This is a genomic window from Sterolibacterium denitrificans (genome assembly GCF_900174485.1).
Lineage (GTDB): Bacteria > Pseudomonadota > Gammaproteobacteria > Burkholderiales > Rhodocyclaceae > Sterolibacterium > Sterolibacterium denitrificans.
This window is the reverse complement of sequence record NZ_LT837803.1, coordinates 2,664,861-2,688,003: the sequence shown is the minus strand read 5'-3', so window position 1 is coordinate 2,688,003 and position 23,143 is coordinate 2,664,861. Positions and strand designations below refer to the sequence as shown.

The following is a 23,143-nucleotide window of genomic DNA, read 5'->3' as shown; positions in this document are numbered from 1 at the left end:
ATGCAGTTCCACTTTCCGATGGTATCGGAAACATCGTATCGATAGATGAGATACATGAAAACATGACGACTGCCTTCGTCACCCATCGTGATTGCCGGCTGCACGACATGGGGGCGCAACATCCGGAATGTCCGGATCGCCTCGATGCCATCAACGATCGCTTGATCGCCGCCGGCCTGGACGTTCATCTGGAATACCATGAGGCGCCGCAGGCGAGCATGGAGCAGTTGCTGCGCGCGCATGCCCGGCCCTATCTCGAAACCCTGGCCGACAGCGCGCCGCAGCAGGGCATCGTGCATCTCGATCCGGATACCGCCATGAGCCCCGGTACCTGGAATGCCGCATTGCGGGCGGCCGGCGCCGGTGTGCTGGCGACGGATCTGGTCATGCAGGGGCAGGTGGCGAATGCTTTCTGCGCCGTGCGTCCGCCCGGACATCATGCCGAGCGCGCGCGCGCCATGGGCTTCTGTTTTTTCAACAACATTGCCATTGCGGCCCTGCACGGCATCGAGGCTTGGGGACTCGAGCGGGTCGCCGTGGTCGATTTCGACGTGCATCACGGCAATGGCACGGAGCAGATACTGGCCGGCAGGGAAGATGTGCTGATGGTCGGCAGCTTCCAGCATCCTTTCTACCCATACAGCGGCACCGGGCATGCTGCTGCCAACATGCTCAATGTGCCGTTGCCGGCGGGCACGCGGGGCGAGGGCTTTCGTGAAGTGGTCGGCACGCTCTGGCTGCCGCGCCTGCGTGAATTCGCGCCCGAACTGGTCTGCATCTCCGCTGGTTTCGATGCGCACGCAGAGGATGACATGGCCTCGCTGGGCCTGGTCGAGGCCGACTACGCCTGGGTGACGGAGCAGCTCATGCGCATTGCCGCCGACTCGGCGCAGGGGCGCATCGTGTCCATGCTGGAGGGGGGCTACGCCCTGTCGGCCCTCGGTCGCAGCGTCGCCGCGCACATCAAGGTTCTGGCCGATTTATAGAAGGTTGCAGAAGGTTTCGAGTAAAATTTCCCCTTTTCGATATCTACCTCCCCAATGATCACCGGTTCCATACCTGCCATCGCCACCCCGATGTTCGAGGACGGCAGCCTCGATCTGCCGCGTCTGCGCAGTTTCATCGACTGGCATATTGCGGAGGGTTCGGATGCCCTGGTCATGGTCGGCACGACCGGCGAGTCGCCGACGGTCGATGTCGAAGAGCACTGCCAGTTGATCCAGACGGCCGTCGAACAGTCCGCCGGGCGAGTGCCGGTGATCGCCGGTACCGGCGCCAACTCGACGGCGGAAGCCATCGAGCTGGCGCAGTTTGCCAAGGATGTGGGCGCGACGGCGCACCTGTCGGTGGTGCCCTATTACAACAAGCCGCCGCAGGAGGGTCTGTATCGTCATTTCAGGACGATTGCCGAGGCCGTCGACCTGCCGCTGGTGCTCTACAACGTGCCGGGCCGTACCAGTTGCGATCTGTCGAATGAGACGGCATTGCGTCTGGCGCAGGTGCCGGGCATCGTCGGCATCAAGGACGCCACCGGCAACATCGAGCGCGGCAGCGATCTGATCAAGCGCGCGCCGCAGGGTTTTGCCATCTACAGCGGGGATGATGCTTCCGCACTGGCGCTGATCCTGCTTGGCGCGCATGGGACGATTTCGGTCACCGCCAATGTGGCGCCGCGTCTGATGCACGAGATGTGCGTGGCGGCATTGGCCGGCGACGTGCGGCGGGCACGCGAGATCAATTTTCGTCTGCTGGGCCTGCATCGCAATCTGTTTCTCGAAGCCAATCCCATTCCGGTCAAGTGGGCGCTGGCGCGCATGGGTAAAATGATGGACGGTTTGCGTCTGCCCCTGACGCCGTTTGCTGTCGAATATCACGAGCGTCTGCGCCTCGCGCTGAACGAGGCGGATATTTCTCTCGATACCTGATTTGCCGTTTGAAGAGTGAAGAGGTCTGCATGAAGCCCAATCTGCTGTTGTCGTCACTGATAATTTCCGCCCTGGTGCTGGCAGGTTGCAGCGGCACCCTGATCGAATCGAAGAAGATCGACTACAAGTCCGCCGGCAAACTGCCGACGCTGGAAGTGCCACCCGACCTGACGTCGCCGGCGCGCGACGAGCGCTATGCGATTCCCGACGCCGGCAAGGCGGCGACGACTTTCTCGGAATACAGCGACGAACGCGGCTTGCTGGCACGCCGCAGCGATGCCGGCGTGCTGCCGCAGGTAGACAACGTTCGTATCGAGCGCGACGGCACGCAGCGCTGGCTGGTCGCCCCGGGTACGCCGGATAAATATTGGCCGACGTTGAAGGAATTCTGGCAGGGTATCGGTTTTTCGCTGGTCACTGAAATGCCCGAGGCCGGCGTCATGGAAACCGACTGGAATGAAAACCGCGCCAAGCTGCCGCAGGACTTCATCCGCGGTACGATCGGCAAGGCGCTGGATTTCCTTTATTCGACCGCCGAGCGCGATAAGTTCCGCACCCGTCTGGAGCAGGGAAGCACGCCGGGAACGACCGAAATCTACATCAGCCATCGCGGCATGATGGAGATCTACACCAATGAAGGAAAGAGCGAGACGCGCTGGCAGCCGCGTCCTGCCGATCCCGAGCTGGAGGCGGAAATGCTGCAGCGCCTGATGGTGCGTCTGGGCGTGGATGGCGAGCGGGCCAAGACCATGCTGGCCAGTCCGCAGCAAACCGAAGATCGCGCCAGACTCAGTGCGTCCGGCGATGTGCTGACCGTGCAGGAATCCTTTGACCGTGCCTGGCGGCGTATCGGCCTGGCGCTGGATCGGGTGAACTTCACGGTCGAGGATCGGGACCGCGCCAAGGGCACGTATTTCGTCCGCTATGTCGATCCGGAAGCGGATGTGGAGCCGGGCAAGAAGCAGGAGAGCAAGGGCATCCTTTCGCGCATGATGTTCTGGAAGAGCGACAAGGTGGATCCCAAAACGGCGGCGCAGTTGCGGGTGATCGTCAAGGGTGAAGGCAATGCCAGCCTGGTGCGTATCCAGACGCACGACGGCGCGCCGGATGATTCTGCCACGGCACGCAAGATACTCAAGCTGTTGCTGGAGCAGTTGAAGTAGGCGTTGCCTCAGGGTACAGGACGGGCGGGGCAGTTGTCGGTACGCGAGTTGCCGCGCCCTGCCGCCGGCATTCTCATCATCCGTTGTTCATGGAATGACGAATTCAAGAAGCAAAAAAGCCAGCCCGAGGGCTGGCTTTTTTGCGGGACGCGACGCTGATTACTGCGCAGCGTTTTCCTTGTTTTCTTCGGCAGCCGGGGCTTCGGCAGCGGCCGGAGCTTCAGCAGCAGCGCCTTCGGCAGCCGGCGCTTCGGTCGCCGGGGCTGCGGGAGCTTCGGCAGCCGGGGCTTCAACAGCGGGAGCTTCAACAGCCGGGGCTTCCGTTTTGCCGCAAGCGGCAACGGACAGGGCAAGCAGAGCAGCAACGAGGAGAGAATGTTTCATTTTGATTCCTTTAGTCGGTGAGGGCGAGGAAAATTTTTCGTCAATGACTGGAAGTTACTCCAATCAGTCGAGCATTATAGCAGCCGGAAATCAAAAAAATAGGTGCAGATCATATAATTTGAGGCTGTATTTTTCTCCTTTTCTCGTTTTCCTTCTTTCCTCCCTGCTTCAGGCACCGCGCCACTTGATCGAGCAGCCGATGCTCGGTATTTGCCCGGACGGGCCGCGTCCGGTTTCCCCGACGTGCTTCATCGCCTCGAACAGCTCGCGCCGGGCATCCGCGTCAGCGGCTTCCTTGCGGGAGGCGTCGAGACGGCCACGGTACTGGAGTTCGAGCCGGGCATTGAAACCGAAAAAGTCCGGAGTGCACACTGCGCCATAGGCGCGGGCCGTTTCCTGAGTGGCGTCAAGGACATAGGGGAAGGAGAAATTCAGTTCCCGGGCGATGCGCTGCATGTTGTCCCAGGAATCCTCGGGATACTCGCCCGGATCATTGGCCATGATGGCGATGCTGCCGATCCCCAGTGACGCCAGCTCGCGCGTATCGCGCAGCAGGCGCGGCAGGATGGCCTTGACGTAGGGGCAATGGTTGCAGATGAACATCACCAGCAGGCCGTTCGGTCCGCGCGCGGATTCGAGCGTATGGCGCCGGCCGTCGGTTCCCGTCAGATCGAAGGGAACGGCGCGCCAGCCGAAGTCGCAGAGTGGGGTGGTGGTGCTGACCATGGCCGTTTCCTCGTCATATAATCGGCCGATGATAGCGCGCTTTTACTGTCCGGATACCGCTGCCGCTGCGCGGCTGGCGCCTGGCCGCACCGTGGTCTTGCCGGACGAAGTGGCGCATCATGCCGCGAAGGTTCTGCGCCTGCGGGCGGGCGATGCCGTGGTGCTGTTCGATGGCACGGGCGGGGAGTATCAGGCGGTGATCGTCGAGTCTGGCTCCGGCGCCGGCCGCAGGCTGTTGGCCAGGCTGGATGCCTGGCATGAGGTCGAACGCGAGGCGCCGCTGCGCGTTACGCTGATCCAGGCCCTGCCGGGCGGCGACAAGATGGATCTGGTGATCCAGAAAGCGGTGGAATTGGGCGTGGCGGCCATCCAGCCGGTGCAGGCCAGGCGCAGCGTGGTGCGTCTGGGGGGCGAGCGTGCCGCCAGGCGCATGGTTCATTGGCGGCAGGTGGCGGTAGCCGCATGCGAGCAGTCGGGGCGCAATCGCCTGCCGGAAGTGCGTGAGCTGCTGGATTTGCCCGACTATCTTGCCGGCGCGCCGGCAGTGCCGCTGCGTCTGTTGCTATCGCCGCATCAGGGCGCGCGCCTTGCCGATCTACCTCGGCCAGCCGGTGAAATCCAGTTGCTGGCTGGTCCGGAGGGTGGCTTTGAGGCGGCCGAGGAGGACATGGCGCGTTCGGTCGGTTTTCAGCCGCTGCGTCTCGGCCCGCGCATCTTGCGTACCGAGACTGCAGGGCTGGCGGCGCTGGCCGCGATGATGGCATTGTGGGGCGATTTCTGAAATATGACAGGATGCGTTGCGCAGCGCTTTGGTGGTTGCGCGTGGTGGTGACGATATTCGGGAGCACCCCGAAAAGGCTGGCCGGGCATGGGGAACGAGCATGACGATGATTGAGGACGCAACGAGGCAGATCAGTGAAGCTGCCCTGGTGGCCTGGGTTCGCCAGGCAGCGCCGTATATTCACGCATTTCGCGGCCGTACTTTCGTCATTGCCTTCGGCGGCGAGGTGCTGGGCACCGACAAGGCTCAGGCGCTGGCGCAGGACTTCAACCTGCTGGCGAGCCTGGGCATCCGCCTGGTGCTGGTGCACGGTGCGCGGCCGCAGATCGATGCCGAAATGCAGCGGCGCGGTTTGCCGGCACGCTTTCACAAAGGCCTGCGGGTCACCGATGCGGCGGCGCTGGAATGCGTGAAAAGCGCGCTGGGCGTGACGCGCATCGAAATCGAGGCGCTGCTGTCCCAGGGCTTGCCCAATACGCCCATGGCGGGCGCCTGGATGCGCGTGACGGGCGGCAATTTCATCACCGCCAAGCCGGTGGGCGTGCTGGACGGCGTCGATCATCTCTACACGGGCGCGGTGCGCAAGATCATTGCCGAGGAAATCAAGGCGGATCTCGATCAGCAGAATGTCGTGCTGATTTCACCCCTGGGGGTTTCGCCCAGCGGCGAAATTTTCAATCTGGCGCTGGAAGACGTGGCCGAGGCGGTGGCCGTTGCCCTGCAGGCGGAAAAACTGATTTTTCTCGGCGACGCGCCCGGATTGGTCGACAAGAAAGGGCAGTTGCTCGAGGCGGTGACCGTGGATGAGGCCGGGCTGCTGCTGACGCGGCGCGTGCGTCAGGCGCCGGAAGTGGCGCGGGTGCTGCCTGCCGCGCTGCGTGCCTGTCGTGCCGGCGTTGGCCGGGTGCATTTCCTCGATCGCAATGCGGATGGCGCCATGCTGATGGAGTTCTTCACCCATGCGGGTGTCGGCACGGTGATGACGCGTTCGCCGCTGGTCCGCCTGCGCGAGGCGACGGTGGATGACGTCGGCGCCATCCTGGGGTTGATTGCACCGCTTGAGGCGGATGGCACGCTGGTCAAGCGTGGCCGCGAGCGTATCGAAATGGAAATCTCGCGGTTTTCCCTGCTCGAAGACGACGGCGTCACCGTCGGCTGCGCGGCCCTGTATCCATTCACCGGCAAAAAGGCTGCCGAACGCGTCGGTGAACTGGCCTGCCTGGCGGTCATGCCCGAATACCAGCATTACGGCTACGGCGACCAGTTGCGCAGGCATATCGAGATGCGGGCGAAGAAGCTCAAGCTGAAGAAACTTTTCGTGCTGACGACGCGCACGGCGCACTGGTTCATCGAGCGTGGCTTCGTCGAAAGCGATCTGGCGACCTTGCCGGACACCAAGCGCGAGCTCTACAACTATCAGCGGCGCTCGAAGGTCTTCATCAAGACGCTGTGAAACTGTGAACCTGTAAAAAACCTGTGAGCCGGCTGCCGCGATTGGAACATCGGGAACCCCGTCACCAACTCCGTTACCGCGTGCCGCGGTAGAATTCCGGCTCAGTATTCTGGAAAGGAAACCCCATGACTCGTATGGTGAATTGCATCAAACTGGGCCGCGAGGCGCCGGGCCTGGACTTCCCGCCGGTGCCTGGAGAACTCGGCAAGCGCATTTTTGAAAATGTGTCGAAGGAAGCCTGGCAGCAGTGGGTCAAACTGCAGACGATGCTGATCAACGAAAACCGTCTCAGCCTGGTGGATGCCAATGCGCGGAAGTATCTCGCCGAGCAGTTGGAGAAGCATTTCTTCGGCAATGGCGCCGATCAGGTGACGGGGTACGTGGCACCGCGATAAGGCATGGAAGATCGCGTGAATTTGACGGCATGACGCGGCAACGGGGCGGGAGACTGACAACCGCCCCGTTGCCGTTTACGGTGGGCGGCGGGTGTCAGCAGGCGTCAGGCGTCATTGCGGCAGCCGGGTTTTCTGCCGGCGTGCTGCGCGTGCAGGTTTTCACTCCCTGGCTGCCTGCCAGCAGCAGGACGTCGGCGCCGCGCCGCGCAAACAGGCCGTTGCAGACGATGCCGGTGATCTGTTCGAGACGGGCTTCCAGCGCAACGGGGGCGCTGATGGCCAGGCCGTGCACATCGAGGATCTCATTGCCGTTGTCGGTGATGAAGCCCTCGCGCAGGCGCGGCTCGCCGCCGGTGAGGCGGATCAGTTCACGGCGTACATGTTCGCGCGCCATCGGGATGACTTCGATGGGCAGCGGGAAACCGCCCAGGGTTTCCACCCGCTTGCTCTGGTCGCAGATGCAGACGAAGGTCTCTGCTACGGCAGCGACGATCTTCTCGCGCATCAGCGCGCCGCCGCCGCCCTTGATCATTGACAGCCCGGCATCGATCTCGTCCGCGCCGTCGACATAGATCGGCATGGACAAGCCGCGCGCGACGACCTCATTGAGATCGAGCACGCGCAGGCCGTGGCTTTCCAGGCGCTGGCGGGTGGCTTCGGAACTGGCCACCCAACCGCCGATGCGCTCCCTGAGCGCGGCGACTTCGTCGATGAAACAGTTGGCCGTCGAGCCGGTGCCCACACCGAGGATGGCGCCTGCCGGCAGATGAGTCGCTACGTAATCCTTGGCCGCCCGGGCGACGGCCTGCTTGAGTTCATTCTGGTTCATTACCGCTTTCTGGCGGGCAGCGCCGTGAATCGTGAAGTTGTGGAAGCCGGATTTTAGCGGTTTCCTTGACGATACGATTTACGGCGGCGAGCCGGCTTTCAGCGAACCTGGGCCAGGCGGGCGTTGCGGGTATTCCAGGCAAAGCCGGCGAGCAGGATGAGCAGCGTCAGAACCTGGGCCGATACGCCTTGCAGGGTCGGGTAGAGGCCGAGCAGGTCGAAGCGCGGCCCGGCGTAGAGCGAAACCGGTAGCCAGCCGGCTTCCTGCAGGGCGGCCACGCCCTTGCCGGCCAGCACGACGGCCAGCACGGCGACCAGCACGGCGCTGGCGGCAAAGAACTGGCCGAACGGCAGGCGCCGGCTGTAGCGCAGGATCAGCCAGGCCACCAGTGCCAGCAGCAGACAGGCCACTGCCGCGCCGAGGAGGATGGCGCGATGCTCGCCCTGGCTCCACAGTGCTGCATAGAAGAGCACGGTTTCGAAGGCTTCGCGATAGACCACGATGAAGGCCAGCATGAACAGAAACCAGGCCGAACCGCGCGACAGGGCGTGAGAGAGTTTGTCATGGATGTAGCGCTGCCAGGCATCGGCCTGGCTCTTGCCATGCATCCAGATGCCGACCGAAATCAGCACGACGACGGCGAACAGCGCGGCCAGGCCTTCGGTGACTTCGCGGCTGGCGCCACTGATCTCGACCAGATGGGTGGCGGCGAACCAGGTGGCCCCGCCGGCCAGCAGCGCGCCGATCCAGCCGCCATGGACGTAGGCCAGGGCTTCGGGCCGTCCGGCCTTCTTCAGGAAGGCGATCATGGCGACGACGATCAGCAGGGCTTCCAGACCTTCGCGCAGGAGGATGGTCAGGGCGCCGGTGAAGGCGGTGAGCGTGTCGGCGCTGCTGTGCGTGGTCAGCACCAGCTCGATGCGGTCGAGTACCTCGCCGGCTTCGCTGACGCGATTCTGCAGCGTGGCCTGGTCGGCCTGCGTGCCGATGGCGCCGCGCACGTTCAGCATGGCCGCCTCGATGGCCGCCAACAGTTCGGGATCGCGTGCGCGCAGGAGCGGCTCGATCGGCTCGACGCCATCCAGATAGGCCGACAGCGCCATGTCGCGCGCCTGCTTGTGCTGGCCTTGGGCGTAGGCGTCGAGCGTCTGCTGGAGGCGTTGGCGTGCCAGCGCCAGGATGGCGCTGTTGCCGGCGGCATTTTGTGCAATGTTGGCGTCGGCCAGCCGTTCGGGATGGCGGCGCAGATAGGCCGTCAGGGCATCGGCCGCCTCGTCGCTCAAGCCGGCCAGACTGGCCGGCTGGGCCTGGATGAAGGCGGCTGGATCGGGCAGGGCGGCCTGCAGGGCTGGCTGATCGCGCCAGAGTTTTTCACCGCGTTCGGCCATTTTTTGATCGAAGGCGAATTGACCGATATAGAACGCCAGCGCCCAGCGTTGCGCTTCGGACAAGTGCGCGTAGCTCGTCATCGCCGTGCCTTCCAGCCCACGCTCGATCACCTGCTGCAGGGCAAACAGGCTGCGCTGGCGCGCGCGCTCCAGATCGGTGAAGGCAATCGGCGGTGGATCCATGCCGGCGCTCTGCGGGCCGTCGCCGCCGCCAGTCGCGCCATGGCAGGAAGCGCAATGGCTTTGGTAGAGCGCGGCAGCCTGGGATAGGTCGGGCAGTTCCTGCGGCGCGCGCGGCACCGGATAGGCCTGCAGCAACTCTTCGGCCAGACTGCGCGCCTGTCGTGCCACCGAGGTTGGGGCGGATTTGTCGCTGATCAGTTGCTGCAGTGCTTTGGCTTGCTGCCGCAGCGTGGCTTGTTGCGGATGGCTGGGCAATTCCGCCAGCCGCTCGCTGACGTTGGCCGAGAATTCCTGCATCTCGGCATATTCGAAGGCGTTGATGACCCGGCCCTCATCGACCGCGCCGGCATAATCCACCGCCAGGTAATCGAGCAGTTGCCAGATGGTCTGGACTTTCGGCGTGGCCGCATGCGTCGTGACGGCGATCGACAGCAAGGTCAGGATCAGCAGGGTGCGCAGGATCAGGAGGGGGTGCGAACGAAGTCGGCGCATGGGATTTGCCATGAATCGTGAATTCCGAAAGAAGGACGCATTCTATAGCAAATGAGAATGCTTCGCATTTGATTTCGTACCCATGTTCGATGGCGCCGGGATGACGTGTTCGCGTCAGCGACCAGGGCTGCAGACCATGCATCGCAAGCCCTGTAGAATCATGCTTTTTTCACCGAGGCTGATATGGACGACGGAATTCTTCGGTTACGGCGTTTTGCCATTGCGCTGACGCTGGGTGGCATGCTCATGGGCGTGGCTGCGACGGGCGCGTTGGCCGATCCGTCTCATCGAGCCAATGCCAGCGCCAACGCCAGTGCCGGCACCGGGGAAAAGCCCCGGGCCGCAGCGTCGGCGCAGGCAAAGAAGTATGCGACCGACGAGGTTCTGCGCCAGGGCATGGCAAACATTGCCGTCCTGCTCGACACGTCATGGCAGGACGTTCAGGGCAACAAGCTGCAAGGCCCGGCGTATCGCGAGCTGGCGGACAAGGTCGAGCGCGAGACTGTGCACATCGTCCGCAACTGCAAGCTGGACGAGCGCGCCGACCAGGCGTTTCATGAAGTTCTTGCCGACATGAACCAGTCGCTCGAACTGATGCGCCGCAGCAAGCCGCAAATCCAGCGCACCGGGGCGATTGCACTGGCGCAGGCGTTGCGCAACTACGCGAAATATTTCGATCATCCCGGCTGGAGCGGCCCGCAGCCGCAGTAAAGGCCGCGCGCCTGCCTGCCGAATCATGAAGGTGGAAACCGAATGTTTGACGGCCTGACGAATTTTCTCTTGCATTGGGCGACGCTGGCTGGCGCGCTCTGGCTGGCCAGCCATCTGTTTCGCAATGTCCGTTTCGACAGCCATGGCGCGCTGATCGCTGCCGCCCTGCTGCTGGGTTTTGCCAATACTTTCGTCCGTCCGCTGGTGATCCTGCTGACACTGCCGTTCACGCTGATCACCTTTGGGCTGTTCCTGCTCGTCGTCAACGGCCTGATGATCCTGCTGGTGGCGCGGCTGGTGCGCGGCTTCCAGGTGACCGGCCTGTGGACGGCCATGCTGGTCAGCATCTTCATTTCCCTGTTCAGCTTTGCCGTCAGCTATTTCCTTGCGGATCATGGGGCGGCCTTTCAGTTGCCCATCGGTCCCGCAGGTCCCGGCGGCCCCGGCACCTGGATCTGAGGGCAGGCCGTCTGGTTTTCCGGTGAAGGTTTTCCATGGTAACGATCTACGGCATCAAGAATTGCACGAGCATGAAGAAGGCGTTCGACTGGTGCGCCGCGCACGGCGTCGACTACGTTTTCCATGATTTCAAAAAAGCCGGCGTGCCGCCCGAGCGGTTGCTGCAGTGGTGCCAGACTGCCGGCTGGCAGAGTCTGCTCAACAAGCGCGGCACCACCTGGCGCAAGCTCACGGCGGCCCAGCAGGCAGTCGATTCGCAGGATGAGGCGCTGGCGCTGATGCAGGCATATCCCAGCGTGATCAAGCGTCCGGTGGTGGAAACTGGCAGCCGGGTGCTGGTCGGTTTCGATCCGCAGTCGTTTGCCGCTTGCCTCGAACGAGCATGACGATATGAGCCGGCCGGCCCATGTGAAAAATGTGGAAAGTGCGGAAAGCTTGGAAAGCGCGGAAAGCCTGATCACGCGCTTCATGTTCGAGAATCTCGACATCTGCGGCGCGGTCGTGCAGCTCTCCGGCACCTGGCAGCAAATGCACGCGGGACGCGACTATGCGCAGCAGACGCGGGATTTGCTCGGTGAATTGGCCGCGGTTGCCGCCGTCATCGGCAGCAATCTGAAGACGCCCGGCCGCGCGACCTTCCAGGCCCAGGGCCAGAAAACGGGGCCGATTTCCCTGCTGGTGGTCGATTGCGAGCAGTCGGGGTCAGGGGATCAGTTGCTGCTGCGCGGCATGGCGCGCAGCAAGGGCGAGGTCGCGGCAGCGCCGCTGCACGAACTGCTGGGCGATGGCAAGTTGCTGTTCAGCCTGCAAACGGCGGCTGCCAGTACACCCTATCAAAGTTACGTGCCGCTGGATGGCGGCAGCATCGCGCAGGTTTTCGAGCAATTCATGAGCCAGTCGGCGCAACAGCCGGCCCGCCTGTGGCTGTTTGCCGATGGCGCGCAGGCCGCCGGCCTGTTCCTGCAGACCATGCCGGCGCGCGAACATGCCGCCACCGTCGATCCCGACGGCTGGAACCGGGTGCAGCAGCTGGCGGCGACGCTGCAGCGGCAGGAGTTGCAGTTGCCGGCAACGACGCTGCTCGAACGCCTGTTTTCCGAGGACGACCTGCGGGTCTTTGCGCCGATTCCGGTGCACTATCACTGCCCGCGCGACGAGGACAAGGTGCGCAGCATGCTGATCTCGCTGGGTCACCAGGAAGTTGCCGGGATTCTTGCCGAATACGGCGAGATCGTCGTGCGCGACGACATCTGCAATCACGAATACCGCTTCGGCGCCGAAATCATCGCGGAGCTGTTTCCCTCCGCTGGCCAGACGTTGCACTGACGCGCGACCGTTGCATCGCGTCGCCGCCCCGTTCAGTAGTTGATTTCGACGATGCCGCCCGCTCGGGCAATGCCGCTGACGATGCGGCCGTTGGCCATGCGTACCTGAACCACTTGACCCTCCGCGCCCGCGTTCAGTGCCCGGCCGTCATTGCCGGCGACCTGGAAGCCGGGGCCACTGGAAATCACCTTGACGCTTTGGTTCTGCTGCACGGCCAGCGGCTGGCGCAGCATGTCGCCCCGCAGCGGCCGGCCGGCCGGGATGGAAAGGGCGGCCGTGCGTCCGATGGCCTGTTCCTCATCGGTCAGTATGCCGTTGGGCAGGCTGGTCAGGTCGCCGTTGCTGCGGGCCAGATCGGCGCTGGTGACGAGCTGTCCCGTGGTCAATGCGCGGGCCGTCAGCAGATAGTCGCCGATGACGCGGATGGTTACCGGCACATGGATGCGCCAGCCGCCGGCATCCAGGCAGCGCACCATCACGCTGCTGCGCCCCCACAGGCGCGCGCCGCCGGCCAGGGAAACATCCAACTGCGCGCAGGAAGCCAGATTGTTGCGCGGGTCGAGCGCGGTCATCTCGAACTCGACCTGTCCGGGCAAGCCTTGCGTCTGGATGCGGAGGAAATCCTCGACCGCCTTGCCGACCGGCGCCGGATCCTGCTGGGCCAGCGCGGGGGAACCGATCAGCAGCAACAGTAACAGGCTGCGGCGGACAAACTGAATGATCTGTGACATGCCGCGATTGAACCATGGCGCGCGGGCAGGTGGCAAGCTCGGCAAGCCGTCGGCTGGCCGGGCGGCAAATATTGCCGAGGCCTGTGAGATTTGCCGGTGGCGGCGCGTGGGGACTGCAGCATCCGGCCGGCGGTGAGGTGCCGCGCGCGCAGTGACGCGGGTTTGGCGGGTGGCGGGAGGTTGGCACGGTTTCTGCATAAGGATGCTCGAAGCCATCGACAGGTGGCCACGGCAAACAGGAAGGCACCATGATCAACCGCATCGACCAGGATTTCCAGTTTCACCAGACCGCGCTCAACCTGCGGGTGCAGCGTCAGGAGCTCCTGGCTTCCAACATCGCCAATGCCGATACGCCGAACTACAAGGCGCGCGACATCGATTTCAAGGCTGCGCTCGATGGCGCGCTGGGCAAGACGGGCGGTGGCAGCCTGCCGCTGGCGCGGACGAATGCGAATCATCTGGGGCTGGGCGGTGCGGCCGGCGGCCAGGGCGGCAACCGGTCTGGCGCGACCGTGCAGTATCGCGGCGAGCTGCAGTCCAGCGTCGATGGCAATACGGTGAATATGGATGTCGAGCGGGCGGCCTTTGCCGAGAATGCCATCCAGCTCGAAGCCATGCTGACTTTCATCAATGGCCGCTTCAAGACGCTGAGCGCGGCCGTGCAGCCCTGAAAACCTTCCGGCGCCTGAAAGGAAATCCTCATGAGCATGTTCAACGTCTTCAGCATCGCCGGTTCTGCGCTGACTGCGCAGTCGGCGCGGCTGAACGCGGTTTCCAGCAATCTGGCGAATGCCGACAGCCTGGTCGGCGCCGATGGCCAGCCCTATCGCGCCAAGCAGGTGGTGTTTGCCGCCATGCCGGTGGGCAACGAAGGCGGTCTGGGCGTGCGGGTCACCCAGGTGGTCGAAAGTGCCGCGCCGCTGCGCATGGTGTATGAGCCGACCAATCCGCATGCGGATGAGCAGGGCTACGTTTCGATGCCCAACGTGAATGTGGTGGAAGAAATGGTCAACATGATTTCGGCGTCCCGTTCCTATCAGACCAATGCCGAAATGATGAACACCGCCAAGCAGTTGCTGCTCAAGACCCTGAACATCGGCCAGGCATAAGCCACGGGCCCCATAAGGTAAAACCCGGCAAGAACGAAAGGAAACGGACATGAGCACCAGCGTCAATACCGATAATGCCGCACTCTACGATGCGATCAACAGCGCAAACAAAAGCGCGGCGACGGGATCGAAGACAGCATCTCTGGATTCCACCGATTCCGCCCAGGATCGTTTCCTGAAGCTGCTCACGGCCCAGCTCAAGAACCAGGATCCGCTGAATCCGCTCGACAATGCGCAAATGACCTCGCAACTGGCGCAGATCAGCACGGTCGATGGCATCACCAAGCTCAACGCGACCATGCAGGCCATGCTCGGCAATTCCACCGACAGCCAGGCTCTGCAGGCGGCGGCCCTGATCGGGCATGCAGTGCTGGTGCCGGGCAGCAACCTGATGCTGGCAAACGGCCAGTCGATCGGCGGCATCGAGATGGCCGGCGCAGCCGACAAGGTGGTGGCAACGATCAAGGATGCGAATGGTCTCGTGGTGCGCACGCTGGATCTCGGCGAGTTCGACGCGGGTCTGTCGAATTACACCTGGGATGGCACGACCGACAACGGCACGCCGGCAGCAGATGGCATCTATACGGTCAGCTTCAGCGCCAGGCAGGGTGAGAACAGCGTGAATGTCACGGCGCTGGAATATGCCGCAGTAACCAGCGTGGCAAGGAACAGTCAGGGGGTAACCCTGACGGTGGGTAGTCAGGACATGGTGGTCAGCCTGTCCGATGTCAAGCAAATCATCTAAACATCCAAACTCAGCAACCAGGAGACGAACATGAGCTTTCAGCAAGCACTCAGCGGATTGAGCGTTGCCAACGCCTCGCTCAATGCCATCGGCAACAACATTGCCAACGGCAGCACCGCCGGTTTCAAGGGGGCGATCGCCCAGTTCGCCGATGTTTTTGCGACCTCGATGCAGGGCGGCGGCACCTCCTCGGTCGGGATCGGCGCCCAGGTGGACGGTATCCGTCAGCAATTCACCCAGGGCAACCTGACGACGACCAACAACCCCCTGGACGTCGCCATCAATGGCGGCGGGTTTTTCCGCATGGACAACAATGGCAGCATCAGCTACACGCGCAATGGCCAGTTCCTGCTCGACAAGGAGGGCTACATCATCAACAACGGCGGCCTGAAACTGACGGGCTACGCCGCCGACCCGAATACGGGCGCCATCGTGCCGGGTAACATCTATCCGCTGCAGATAAGAAATGAAGCCATTCCGCCGGCAGTCACGACGCGCAGCCAGATTCAGGTGAATCTCGATTCGCGCGCCAAGCCGCCAGAGTCGATGACCCATGGCGTCTTGACCAGCAACGGCAGTCCGACGATGCCCCACACGATCACTGCCGGTAACGATGCATTCGAGGTGACCGTGGATGGCGTTACCGTGAGCGTGACCCTGCCCAGCGGCAGCTACGCTTCGCCGGGAGAGTTGGCGACTGCGCTGCAGACTGCGATCAACTCCAGTCTGGGGCCGGTGGCGCCGACGGTGAAGGTCGATGTCACGGTCGACAACGCGAACAATTTCATCGTGACCTCGCGCAGCGTGGGCAGCCAGGGCGCGCTCGGCCAGGGTTCCACGGTGAGTCTGGCGGCTTCGGGCACGAATACGGGTTTTGACGAGATTTTCGATAGCGGCTCCGGCAGTATCACGACTTCAGACGGCATCGACGCCTTCAGCCCCACCAATACCAACAGCTACACGGCATCCACGGCGCAAACCGTGTTCGACAGCCTCGGCAACCCCCACACGCTGTCGTTGTACTACGTCAAGACCTCGGAGCCGGGCAAGTGGCAGCTCTACACGACGATGGATGCCGGCGTAATGAATGGGCCGACGGAACTGGTCTTCAATGGCACGGGCACGCTGGTGACGCCGGCTTCGGGCGTCAAGTTGCCGCAGAACTTCGATGTGCACACCGGCGCGGTTTCGCCCCTGACCTTCGATCTGGATCTCTCGGGGACGACCCAGTACGGCATCGCCTTCGGCACCAACCAGTTGATTCAGGACGGCTATACCTCCGGCAAGCTGTCGGGCTTGAGCATTTCCTCCGATGGCATCGTGCAGGGGCGCTATTCGAATGGCCAATCCCGCAACATGGGACAAGTGGTGCTGGCCAATTTCAACAACCCCAACGGCCTGCAGTCGCTGGGCAACAACCTGTGGGCGGAAACCACCGAATCGGGTTCGCCGATTCCCGGCGGGCCGGGGACCGGCAACCTGGGGCTGGTGAAATCCGGGGCGCTGGAAGATTCCAACGTCGATATGACCTCGGAACTGGTCAACATGATCACGGCGCAGCGCGCCTACCAGGCCAATGCGCAGAGCATCAAGACGCAGGACCAGATCATGCAGACGCTGGTGAACCTGCGTTAAGGCGGGCTGCTGAAGCATGGATCGCCTGATCTACACCGCCATGAGCGGCGCCTCGCAGACGATGAGCCGGCAGGCGGCGGTGGCGCACAATCTCGCCAACGTCGCCTCGGCCGGCTATCGCGCCGAGGAGCATCGCCTGCGCGCCGTGCAGGTGCAGTCGCAGGCATTGCCGACGCGCGCTTTCGTCGTCGATGCCAGCACCCACACCAATTTTTCCAGCGGCCCCATGCAGTCCACCGGACGCGCGCTGGATGTCGCCGTGCAGGGGCCGGGCTGGATTGCCCTGGCCATGCCGGATGGCAGCGAAGCCTATACGCGCAACGGCAGCCTGCAACTGGACGTCAATGGCGTATTGCAGACGCGCAACGGCATCCCGGTACAGGGCGATGGCGGGCCGATCAGCGTGCCGCCTGACGTCAAGGTGTCGATCGGCACGGATGGCAGCGTCTCGGCGATACCGGAAAGCGGCGAACAGAACACGGTGAATGCGGTGGGGCGCATCAAGCTGGTGAACCCCGACGAGACGGAGCTGGTGCGTGGTGCGGACGGGCTGTTTCGCCTGCGCAGCGGCGAGGCGGCGCAGGCCGAGGAAAACGCCAAGCTGGCAAGCGGCTTTCTCGAAGGCAGCAACGTCAATGCCGTCGAGCAGATGGTGAGCATGATTTCCCTTGCCCGCCAGTTCGACATGCAGATGAAGCTGCTGAATACCGCTTCCACCAACGACCAGGCGGCAACGCAGGTCATCAGCAATCTTTGATTTCACTTTACAGGGCTAGACCATGATCCGCTCACTCTGGATTGCCAAGACCGGCCTCGACGCCCAGCAGACGCAGCTCGACGTCATTGCCAACAATCTGTCCAACGTCAGCACCAATGGCTACAAGCGCGCCCATGCCGTGTTCGAGGATCTGCTGTACCAGACCATGCGTCAGCCGGGAGCGCAGTCGTCGCAACAGACCACCATTCCTTCCGGCTTGCAGTTGGGCACCGGCGTGCGTCCGGTCGCCACGGAAAAGAATTTCGGCCAGGGCAATCTCAACCTGACCAACAACCCGCTGGATATCGCCATCAACGGCCAGGGCTTTTTCCAGATCGAAATGCCCGATGGCACCCTGGCCTACACCCGCGACGGCGCGTTCCAGAAGGACAGCACCGGCCTGGTCGTCACTTCCAGCGGCTATCCGCTGTCGCCGGCCCTGACCATACCGCCCGATGCCCTGTCGATCACCATCGGCCGCGATGGCGTGGTCTCGGTGGTGCAGGCCGGCGCGGTGGCGCCGACGGAAGTCGGCACCATACAGATTTCCAGTTTCGTCAATCCGGGCGGCTTGCAGAGCGTGGGTGAAAATTTCTTCGTCGAAACCGCATCCAGCGGCACTCCCTCGCCGAATACGCCGGGCACCAATGGCACGGGCGTGCTCAATCAGGGTTATGTCGAGGCTTCCAACGTCAACATGGCCGAGGAACTGGTCACCATGATTCAGACCCAGCGTGCCTATGAAATGAACTCCAAGGTCATTTCGACTTCCGACCAGATGCTGGCCAAGCTGGCCAATCTTTGAGCGGATGCGAAAGACTGCCTGATGCGGAACAGGAACACTACGATGCGTTTCATCCCCCGTCTGCCGGCCTGGTTTGCCGTGCTGCTCGCCATCCTCGGCATTGCCGGCTGCGCCAGCCCGGGCACGGTGCCGCCGAGCAACGTGCATCAGCCGATGACGGTGCGTCCCGAGCCGCGCGGCCAGATGCCGGCGGCCAATGGCGCCATCTATAACGTCGCTTCGGCGCGGCCGTTGTTCGAGGACAGGCGGGCCCGCTTCGTGGGGGATACGCTCACCATCAATATTGCCGAGAAGACTGCGGCCTCGAAGAACTCCGAGAACAAGGCGACGCGTTCGAGCAGCATGTCGGCCTCGGTGCCGAGCGTTTCCGGTCTGCCGGTCAAGACGCTGCAGGATCTGGATCTGCAGGCTTCCAGCAGCAACAACTTCAGCGGCAAGGGGCAAAATTCCTCGACCAATGATTTCACCAGCTCGCTGACGGTCACGGTGATCGAAGTGCTGTCCAACGGCAACCTGCTGGTCTCGGGCGAAAAACAGATCGGCCTCAAGGAAGGCGAGGAATTCATCCGCTTCTCCGGCGTGGTCAATCCCACCACCATCACGGCCACGAATACCGTGCAATCGACCCAGGTGGCCGATGCGCGCATCGAATACAAGGCCAACGGCTTCATCGATTCGGCTCAGGTGATGGGCTGGCTGAGCCGCTTTTTCCTGTCGTTCCTGCCGATCTAGGGGTATCCGATGAAGTCGCCGCGTTTTCGTTTTCCCTTGATGATCGCCTTCCTGCTCGCGCTGAGCTGCGTTCAGCCGGCGTGGGCCGAACGCATCAAGGATCTGGCCTCGATCGCCGGCGTGCGCAACAACCAGCTGGTGGGCTACGGTCTGGTGGTCGGTCTGGACGGCAGCGGCGACCAGACCACGCAAACGCCCTTCACGGTGCAGGGCATCATCAACATGCTGTCCAACATGGGAGTCTCCCTGCCGCCGGGTACCAGCCTGCAATTGAAGAACGTGGCGGCGGTCATGGTCACGGCCAATCTGCCGCCGTTTGCCCGCGCCGGCCAGCAGGTCGACATCACGGTTTCTTCCATGGGCAATGCCAAATCGCTGCGCGGCGGCACGCTGGTGATGACGCCGCTGAAGGGGGCGGACGGACAGATCTATGCCATTGCCCAGGGCAATGTCGTGGTCAGCGGCGCGGGTGCCTCGGGCGGCGGTTCGAAGGCGACGGTGAATCATCTTTCGGTGGGCCGCATCGTCGGCGGCGCCACGGTCGAGCGCGAAGTGCCCACCCAGTTGGGCGAGGGCGAGTACGTTTATTTCGAGCTCAAGGAAACCGACTTCGGCACGGCGCAGCGCCTGGTCGACGCCATCAATGGCAGCGCGCCGGGTGCGGCGGCGGCAGTGGATGGGCGCCAGGTGCGGGTACGCGCGCCACTGAATCCGAATGAGCGCGTGGCCTTCATCGGCCGCGTCGAAAACCTGCAGGTAACGCCGGTACAGCAGTCCGCCAAGGTGATCATCAACAGCCGCACTGGTTCGGTGGTGATGAACCAGGCCGTGACGCTCGACAGTTGTGCCGTGGCGCACGGCAATCTTTCCGTCAGCGTCACCGCCGAGAATGCCGTCAGCCAACCCAATCCCCTGGCCGCCGGGCAGACCGCGCGGGTGACCAATGCGCAGATCGACATCCAGCAGGAAGCCGGGGCATTGGTCAATGTCCAGCCCGGCGCCAATCTGGCCGATGTGGTCAAGGCGCTGAATGCCATCGGCGCGAATCCGGCCGACCTCATTGCCATCCTCCAGGCCATGCGTACTGCCGGCGCGCTGCGCGCGGAACTGGAAGTGATCTGATCTTCACCGCCGCCGCCGGCGTGCGGCGGCGGTGAAAAAGCGGGCCGCCGGAAACAACGGATCTATTGCCTTATTGCCGGATAAAAGCGGGTCTGTTTGCGGCATGTCTGCAGGAGCGCGGGGCGTAAGCTATGTCCATGTCCACACCGATCTCTGCTCAATCCGCCCAGCTGGCCATCGACGTCAGGGGGCTGGACGCCCTTAAGCTCGAGGCGCGCGCCAATACGCCGGCTGCCAACAAGGCCGTCGCGCAACAGTTCGAGGCGCTGTTCCTGCAGATCGTGCTGAAGACCATGCGCGATGCTTCGCCGCGCGAAGGCTTGTTCGACAGCGAGCAGTCGCGCATGTTCGAGTCGATCCACGACCAGCAACTGGCGCAGGTGCTCTCCAGCACGGGCAAGGGGCTGGGATTGGCCGCCATGATCGAGAAGCAGCTCGCGCAATTGAATACCGAAACCGAAGCGCTGCCATTGAGTGATCTGCCGCTGAATCCCGTGGCTCCTTCCCGACCGTTGAATCGGCTTGCTCCCGACTTGCCGCTGGAGCCGGATGCCGCGGCAACGGATTTGCGTTCATTGGAAAAGGCGCTGGTCGGCGCAAGGGCGGCGGCCGTGGGCAGTGCCACGGGTTCGGCAGCCGAGCCAACCGAAACAGCCGAGCCGATCGAATCAACCGAACCAACTGCAATCGCGCCTGGCGCTCCCGCCGGGGCGCGGAGTTTCATCGAACGAGTCTGGCCGCATGCGCTGGAAGCCAGTCGCGCCACCGGCATTCCGGCGCATTTCATGGTGGCCCAGGCCGCGCTGGAAACGGGTTGGGGCAAAGCCGAACCGCGCCTGCCGGACGGCAGTCCCAGCCACAACCTGTTCGGCATCAAGGCGGGACGTGGCTGGTCCGGCCCGGTGGTCGAGGCCTCGACCACCGAAGTCGTCAATGGCCTGGCCCAGCGCGAGACGGCACGCTTCCGCGTCTATGCTTCCCATGCCGAAGCCTTCCAGGATTACGCCAGGCTGCTGGCCTCGAGCCCGCGCTATGCCGACGTGCTCGGTACCCGCGATGCCGTGAGCTTTGCCCGCGGCCTGCAGCAGGCCGGTTATGCCACCGATCCGCTTTACGCGACCAAGCTGACCCGCATCATCGACGGCCCCACCCTGCGCAGCGGCCTGCAGCAGGGTTGAGCATTCGCGGCGTTTGCAGCGTTTCACCGTCACTCGCGGCGCGTTTCTACTCTCCCTGATCACGCAGACTCTGTCGAATGTGGCACGAAGGTTGCTGCATACCAGGTGACAACTTAATTTGCGGCAAGTTTTGCCGTTAACCGAGTGACACTTTGGAGCGATCATGGGTGCCAACATCCTCAGCATCGGCGTGACGGGCCTGAACGTTGCCCAGGCCAACCTTGCCACAACCGGGCAAAACATCGCCAATGCCTCTACGCCGGGCTATACGCGCCAGCAGATCGTGCAGAGCGCAAACGAGCCGCTGTACACAGGCGCCGGCTTCTTCGGCCAGGGCGTCAATGTCGAAGCCGTCAAGCGGGTATATAACGAATACCTGACGGCCCAGGTACTGAGCGCGCAGTCGAGTTCGGCAGCGTTGGTCAGCTACCAGCAGCAGATCGACCAGGTCGCCAACCTGGTGGCCGATGCCAATTCCGGCATGGGGCCGGCAATATCGAGTTTCTTTTCCAGCCTCAGCCAACTGTCGGCAAATTCGTCATCCACGCCATCGCGCCAGGCATTTCTTTCCGATGCGCAGACGCTGGTAGCGCGCTTCCATGACCTGAGCGAGCGACTCGATCAGATCACGCATCAGGTCAATACCCAGATCGTCAGCGAGGTGACGACCATCAACGCCTATGCGCAGCAGATCGCCGAGCTCAATCAGCGGATCGTCATTGCCCAGGCCGCCGGCCAGGGGCAACCGGCCAACGATCTGCTCGATCAGCGCGATTTGCTGATCAGCAAGCTCAATCAGGAAATCCGCGTCACGGTATTGCCGCAGGATGACGGCGGCTACAATCTTTTGATCGGCAGCGGCCAGCCGCTGCTGGTCGGCAATATCGTATCGACACTGGCGGCAACGCAGGATGCCTACGATCCGCTGCGCACCAATGTGGCCTTGCAGGTGCCGGGCGGCAGCCTCATTCAGTTGCCGGACAGCCTGCTGAGCGGCGGCACGCTGGGCGGCTTGATCGCCTTCCGCAACGAGACGCTGGACAACGTGGAGAATGCGCTGGGACGGACGGCCATCGCCCTGGCGCAGTCCTTCAACGATCAGCACAGGCTGGGGCAGGATCTGAATGGCGAAATGGGCGGGGACTTTTTCAGCCTGTCTTCTCCAGTGGTTCTGCCCAGCTCTTCCAATCCCTTGCCGCAGGTGATGGTCGAGGCGGAGATCGTCGATGTGGGCAAACTGATGGCCAGCGACTATCTGCTGACATCGAACGGTAGCGGCAACTACACCCTGAAGCGCCTGTCGGACAATGCGGTGCTGGTCAACAACGGCCCGCTGCCTGCAAGCATCGATGGCTTGAGCTTCAGCCTGTCTGCGACGGCGCCCAATGGCGCCAGCTACCTGATTCAGCCCACCCGGGCGGGCGCGCGCGACATCGCCGTGGCGCTGAACAACACGAGCAGCATTGCGCTGGCCGCGCCGATCCGCACCTCGGCCGCACTGGAGAATGCCGGTAATGCCACGATCAGCGCCGGTGCCGTGAGCGAGGGATTCACGCCGTTGACGGCGGGCATCACGCTGACCCATGAGGCCAATCAACTGCTGGGTTTCCCGCTGGGTGCGGTGGTCAGCGTGAATGGCGGCGCGCCGATCACGATCACCAGCGATTCGCCGCCGACGCCGGTTCCCTACGCGAATGGCGATACGATCAGCTTCAGCGGCATGAGTTTCAAGATCAACGGCACGCCGATCGACGGTGACAGCTTTACCATCGCAGCGAATGCCGACGGGGTTTCGGACAATCGCAATGCCTTGCTGCTCGGCCAGTTGCAGACGGCCAAGGTGCTCGACGGCGGTACGACCAGCTTCCAGGGCTCGTATGCGATCATGGTCAATCAGATCGGCAACAAGGCGCGCGAAGTCCAGGTCAGCAGCGCAGCGCAGCAATCGCTGGTCGATCAGGCGCAGAAGACGCGCGATTCCGTATCGGGCGTCAATCTGGACGAAGAAGCGGCGAACCTGTTGCGCTTTCAACAGGCCTATCAGGCATCGGCGCGGTTGATTTCCGTGGCCAACAAGTTGTTCGATGCCTTGCTGGCAATCTAACCAGGCGGGA

At 63.2% G+C, this 23,143-nt stretch carries 25 protein-coding genes; 20 read left to right on the top strand and 5 right to left on the bottom strand.

The genetic code is table 11. The annotated features are described in order from the left end of the window. The first annotated feature begins 62 nt into the window (after positions 1 to 62). From SDENCHOL_RS12145 to bamC, 3 genes are read left to right on the top strand one after another with little or no spacing between them, the layout of a single operon-like run. Positions 63 to 986 carry a histone deacetylase family protein gene (locus SDENCHOL_RS12145; protein ID WP_067170094.1) on the top strand — a complete coding sequence of 308 codons (924 nt, stop codon included), beginning with the start codon at positions 63 to 65 and terminating at the stop codon, positions 984 to 986. A gap of 54 nt (positions 987 to 1,040) precedes the next feature. Continuing rightward, a complete protein-coding gene (gene dapA, locus SDENCHOL_RS12140; protein ID WP_154717240.1) occupies positions 1,041 to 1,925 on the top strand; it encodes a 4-hydroxy-tetrahydrodipicolinate synthase in 885 nt (294 codons plus the stop codon). A 29-nt stretch (positions 1,926 to 1,954) separates the two neighbouring features. Then, the gene (bamC, locus tag SDENCHOL_RS12135) at positions 1,955 to 3,088 is read left to right on the top strand and encodes an outer membrane protein assembly factor BamC (protein ID WP_067170088.1); all 1,134 of its coding nucleotides are present in this window, start codon (positions 1,955 to 1,957) and stop codon (positions 3,086 to 3,088) included. A gap of 159 nt (positions 3,089 to 3,247) precedes the next feature. Here bamC and SDENCHOL_RS12130 read toward each other — a convergent pair whose 3' ends face one another. Both SDENCHOL_RS12130 and SDENCHOL_RS12125 read right to left on the bottom strand, forming a co-directional pair. Beyond that, on the bottom strand, positions 3,248 to 3,472 hold the full coding sequence (locus tag SDENCHOL_RS12130) for a hypothetical protein (RefSeq protein WP_083522840.1): 225 nt from the start codon (positions 3,470 to 3,472) through the stop codon (positions 3,248 to 3,250). Between the two features lie 168 nt (positions 3,473 to 3,640). Next, complete coding sequence (locus tag SDENCHOL_RS12125) at positions 3,641 to 4,198, bottom strand: thioredoxin family protein (protein WP_067170085.1); 558 nt, start codon at positions 4,196 to 4,198, stop codon at positions 3,641 to 3,643. A gap of 28 nt (positions 4,199 to 4,226) precedes the next feature. Between SDENCHOL_RS12125 and SDENCHOL_RS12120 the strand changes: the two genes are divergently transcribed. From SDENCHOL_RS12120 to SDENCHOL_RS12110, 3 genes are all read left to right on the top strand, one after another. Further along, positions 4,227 to 4,979, top strand: coding sequence for a 16S rRNA (uracil(1498)-N(3))-methyltransferase (locus SDENCHOL_RS12120; RefSeq protein ID WP_067170083.1), 753 nt, complete (start codon positions 4,227 to 4,229; stop codon positions 4,977 to 4,979). A gap of 100 nt (positions 4,980 to 5,079) precedes the next feature. Further along, complete coding sequence (gene argA, locus SDENCHOL_RS12115) at positions 5,080 to 6,432, top strand: amino-acid N-acetyltransferase (RefSeq protein ID WP_154717239.1); 1,353 nt, start codon at positions 5,080 to 5,082, stop codon at positions 6,430 to 6,432. Between the two features lie 125 nt (positions 6,433 to 6,557). Further along, the gene (locus SDENCHOL_RS12110) at positions 6,558 to 6,827 is read left to right on the top strand and encodes an oxidative damage protection protein (RefSeq protein ID WP_067170077.1); all 270 of its coding nucleotides are present in this window, start codon (positions 6,558 to 6,560) and stop codon (positions 6,825 to 6,827) included. A 94-nt stretch (positions 6,828 to 6,921) separates the two neighbouring features. Here SDENCHOL_RS12110 and rpiA read toward each other — a convergent pair whose 3' ends face one another. Both rpiA and SDENCHOL_RS12100 read right to left on the bottom strand, forming a co-directional pair. After that, positions 6,922 to 7,656, bottom strand: coding sequence for a ribose-5-phosphate isomerase RpiA (gene rpiA, locus SDENCHOL_RS12105; RefSeq protein ID WP_067170075.1), 735 nt, complete (start codon positions 7,654 to 7,656; stop codon positions 6,922 to 6,924). A gap of 98 nt (positions 7,657 to 7,754) precedes the next feature. Then, the gene (locus tag SDENCHOL_RS12100) at positions 7,755 to 9,719 is read right to left on the bottom strand and encodes an FTR1 family protein (protein ID WP_067170072.1); all 1,965 of its coding nucleotides are present in this window, start codon (positions 9,717 to 9,719) and stop codon (positions 7,755 to 7,757) included. A gap of 183 nt (positions 9,720 to 9,902) precedes the next feature. On the opposite strand from SDENCHOL_RS12100, the gene SDENCHOL_RS12095 reads away from it, so the two are divergent. From SDENCHOL_RS12095 to SDENCHOL_RS12080, 4 genes are read left to right on the top strand one after another with little or no spacing between them, the layout of a single operon-like run. After that, positions 9,903 to 10,430: a hypothetical protein gene (locus SDENCHOL_RS12095; protein ID WP_067170069.1), complete on the top strand. Its 528-nt coding sequence runs from the start codon at positions 9,903 to 9,905 to the stop codon at positions 10,428 to 10,430. Between the two features lie 42 nt (positions 10,431 to 10,472). Next, positions 10,473 to 10,889, top strand: a complete 417-nt coding sequence (locus SDENCHOL_RS12090) for a phage holin family protein (RefSeq protein ID WP_067170067.1) — start codon at positions 10,473 to 10,475, stop codon at positions 10,887 to 10,889. Positions 10,890 to 10,924: 35 nt separating this feature from the next. Next, positions 10,925 to 11,275 carry an arsenate reductase gene (locus SDENCHOL_RS12085; protein ID WP_067170064.1) on the top strand — a complete coding sequence of 117 codons (351 nt, stop codon included), beginning with the start codon at positions 10,925 to 10,927 and terminating at the stop codon, positions 11,273 to 11,275. 49 nt (positions 11,276 to 11,324) lie between these two features. Continuing rightward, entirely contained in the window at positions 11,325 to 12,215 is an 891-nt protein-coding gene (locus SDENCHOL_RS12080; protein WP_231912977.1) for an Hsp33 family molecular chaperone HslO, read from the top strand. Positions 12,216 to 12,247: 32 nt separating this feature from the next. Here SDENCHOL_RS12080 and flgA read toward each other — a convergent pair whose 3' ends face one another. Then, a complete protein-coding gene (gene flgA / locus SDENCHOL_RS12075; RefSeq protein WP_067170056.1) occupies positions 12,248 to 12,946 on the bottom strand; it encodes a flagellar basal body P-ring formation chaperone FlgA in 699 nt (232 codons plus the stop codon). Positions 12,947 to 13,194: 248 nt separating this feature from the next. Between flgA and flgB the strand changes: the two genes are divergently transcribed. From flgB to flgK, 10 genes are all read left to right on the top strand, one after another. Then, positions 13,195 to 13,617, top strand: coding sequence for a flagellar basal body rod protein FlgB (gene flgB / locus SDENCHOL_RS12070; RefSeq protein WP_067170053.1), 423 nt, complete (start codon positions 13,195 to 13,197; stop codon positions 13,615 to 13,617). 30 nt (positions 13,618 to 13,647) lie between these two features. Next, entirely contained in the window at positions 13,648 to 14,055 is a 408-nt protein-coding gene (gene flgC / locus SDENCHOL_RS12065) for a flagellar basal body rod protein FlgC (protein ID WP_067170050.1), read from the top strand. Positions 14,056 to 14,104: 49 nt separating this feature from the next. Then, the gene (locus SDENCHOL_RS12060) at positions 14,105 to 14,800 is read left to right on the top strand and encodes a flagellar hook assembly protein FlgD (protein WP_067170048.1); all 696 of its coding nucleotides are present in this window, start codon (positions 14,105 to 14,107) and stop codon (positions 14,798 to 14,800) included. 30 nt (positions 14,801 to 14,830) lie between these two features. After that, a complete protein-coding gene (locus tag SDENCHOL_RS14555; protein ID WP_154717238.1) occupies positions 14,831 to 16,435 on the top strand; it encodes a flagellar hook protein FlgE in 1,605 nt (534 codons plus the stop codon). 16 nt (positions 16,436 to 16,451) lie between these two features. Then, entirely contained in the window at positions 16,452 to 17,192 is a 741-nt protein-coding gene (gene flgF / locus SDENCHOL_RS12050) for a flagellar basal-body rod protein FlgF (RefSeq protein WP_067170042.1), read from the top strand. 22 nt (positions 17,193 to 17,214) lie between these two features. Beyond that, positions 17,215 to 17,997 (top strand): flagellar basal-body rod protein FlgG, encoded by a 783-nt coding sequence (flgG, locus tag SDENCHOL_RS12045; protein ID WP_067170040.1) that lies wholly within the window; start codon positions 17,215 to 17,217, stop codon positions 17,995 to 17,997. Between the two features lie 42 nt (positions 17,998 to 18,039). Next, positions 18,040 to 18,729 (top strand): flagellar basal body L-ring protein FlgH, encoded by a 690-nt coding sequence (locus tag SDENCHOL_RS12040; RefSeq protein WP_067170037.1) that lies wholly within the window; start codon positions 18,040 to 18,042, stop codon positions 18,727 to 18,729. A 39-nt stretch (positions 18,730 to 18,768) separates the two neighbouring features. Next, complete coding sequence (locus tag SDENCHOL_RS12035) at positions 18,769 to 19,851, top strand: flagellar basal body P-ring protein FlgI (protein ID WP_067170033.1); 1,083 nt, start codon at positions 18,769 to 18,771, stop codon at positions 19,849 to 19,851. Between the two features lie 137 nt (positions 19,852 to 19,988). Then, positions 19,989 to 21,029 carry a flagellar assembly peptidoglycan hydrolase FlgJ gene (gene flgJ / locus SDENCHOL_RS12030; protein ID WP_067170723.1) on the top strand — a complete coding sequence of 347 codons (1,041 nt, stop codon included), beginning with the start codon at positions 19,989 to 19,991 and terminating at the stop codon, positions 21,027 to 21,029. A 163-nt stretch (positions 21,030 to 21,192) separates the two neighbouring features. Continuing rightward, complete coding sequence (flgK, locus tag SDENCHOL_RS12025) at positions 21,193 to 23,133, top strand: flagellar hook-associated protein FlgK (protein ID WP_067170030.1); 1,941 nt, start codon at positions 21,193 to 21,195, stop codon at positions 23,131 to 23,133. Positions 23,134 to 23,143 lie beyond the last annotated feature (10 nt).

Excerpts from the sequence above, each read along its gene's own strand:
- SDENCHOL_RS12145 (WP_067170094.1), top strand. The coding sequence starts at position 63 with ATGACGACTGCCTTCGTCACCCATCGTGATTGCCGGCTGCACGACATG.
- dapA (WP_154717240.1), top strand. The coding sequence starts at position 1,041 with ATGATCACCGGTTCCATACCTGCCATCGCCACCCCGATGTTCGAGGAC.
- bamC (WP_067170088.1), top strand. The coding sequence starts at position 1,955 with ATGAAGCCCAATCTGCTGTTGTCGTCACTGATAATTTCCGCCCTGGTG.
- SDENCHOL_RS12130 (WP_083522840.1), bottom strand. The coding sequence starts at position 3,472 with ATGAAACATTCTCTCCTCGTTGCTGCTCTGCTTGCCCTGTCCGTTGCC.
- SDENCHOL_RS12125 (WP_067170085.1), bottom strand. The coding sequence starts at position 4,198 with ATGGTCAGCACCACCACCCCACTCTGCGACTTCGGCTGGCGCGCCGTT.
- SDENCHOL_RS12120 (WP_067170083.1), top strand. The coding sequence starts at position 4,227 with ATGATAGCGCGCTTTTACTGTCCGGATACCGCTGCCGCTGCGCGGCTG.
- argA (WP_154717239.1), top strand. The coding sequence starts at position 5,080 with ATGACGATGATTGAGGACGCAACGAGGCAGATCAGTGAAGCTGCCCTG.
- SDENCHOL_RS12110 (WP_067170077.1), top strand. The coding sequence starts at position 6,558 with ATGACTCGTATGGTGAATTGCATCAAACTGGGCCGCGAGGCGCCGGGC.
- rpiA (WP_067170075.1), bottom strand. The coding sequence starts at position 7,656 with ATGAACCAGAATGAACTCAAGCAGGCCGTCGCCCGGGCGGCCAAGGAT.
- SDENCHOL_RS12100 (WP_067170072.1), bottom strand. The coding sequence starts at position 9,719 with ATGCGCCGACTTCGTTCGCACCCCCTCCTGATCCTGCGCACCCTGCTG.
- SDENCHOL_RS12095 (WP_067170069.1), top strand. The coding sequence starts at position 9,903 with ATGGACGACGGAATTCTTCGGTTACGGCGTTTTGCCATTGCGCTGACG.
- SDENCHOL_RS12090 (WP_067170067.1), top strand. The coding sequence starts at position 10,473 with ATGTTTGACGGCCTGACGAATTTTCTCTTGCATTGGGCGACGCTGGCT.
- SDENCHOL_RS12085 (WP_067170064.1), top strand. The coding sequence starts at position 10,925 with ATGGTAACGATCTACGGCATCAAGAATTGCACGAGCATGAAGAAGGCG.
- flgA (WP_067170056.1), bottom strand. The coding sequence starts at position 12,946 with ATGTCACAGATCATTCAGTTTGTCCGCCGCAGCCTGTTACTGTTGCTG.
- flgB (WP_067170053.1), top strand. The coding sequence starts at position 13,195 with ATGATCAACCGCATCGACCAGGATTTCCAGTTTCACCAGACCGCGCTC.
- flgC (WP_067170050.1), top strand. The coding sequence starts at position 13,648 with ATGAGCATGTTCAACGTCTTCAGCATCGCCGGTTCTGCGCTGACTGCG.
- SDENCHOL_RS12060 (WP_067170048.1), top strand. The coding sequence starts at position 14,105 with ATGAGCACCAGCGTCAATACCGATAATGCCGCACTCTACGATGCGATC.
- SDENCHOL_RS14555 (WP_154717238.1), top strand. The coding sequence starts at position 14,831 with ATGAGCTTTCAGCAAGCACTCAGCGGATTGAGCGTTGCCAACGCCTCG.
- flgF (WP_067170042.1), top strand. The coding sequence starts at position 16,452 with ATGGATCGCCTGATCTACACCGCCATGAGCGGCGCCTCGCAGACGATG.
- flgG (WP_067170040.1), top strand. The coding sequence starts at position 17,215 with ATGATCCGCTCACTCTGGATTGCCAAGACCGGCCTCGACGCCCAGCAG.
- SDENCHOL_RS12040 (WP_067170037.1), top strand. The coding sequence starts at position 18,040 with ATGCGTTTCATCCCCCGTCTGCCGGCCTGGTTTGCCGTGCTGCTCGCC.
- SDENCHOL_RS12035 (WP_067170033.1), top strand. The coding sequence starts at position 18,769 with ATGATCGCCTTCCTGCTCGCGCTGAGCTGCGTTCAGCCGGCGTGGGCC.
- flgJ (WP_067170723.1), top strand. The coding sequence starts at position 19,989 with ATGTCCACACCGATCTCTGCTCAATCCGCCCAGCTGGCCATCGACGTC.
- flgK (WP_067170030.1), top strand. The coding sequence starts at position 21,193 with ATGGGTGCCAACATCCTCAGCATCGGCGTGACGGGCCTGAACGTTGCC.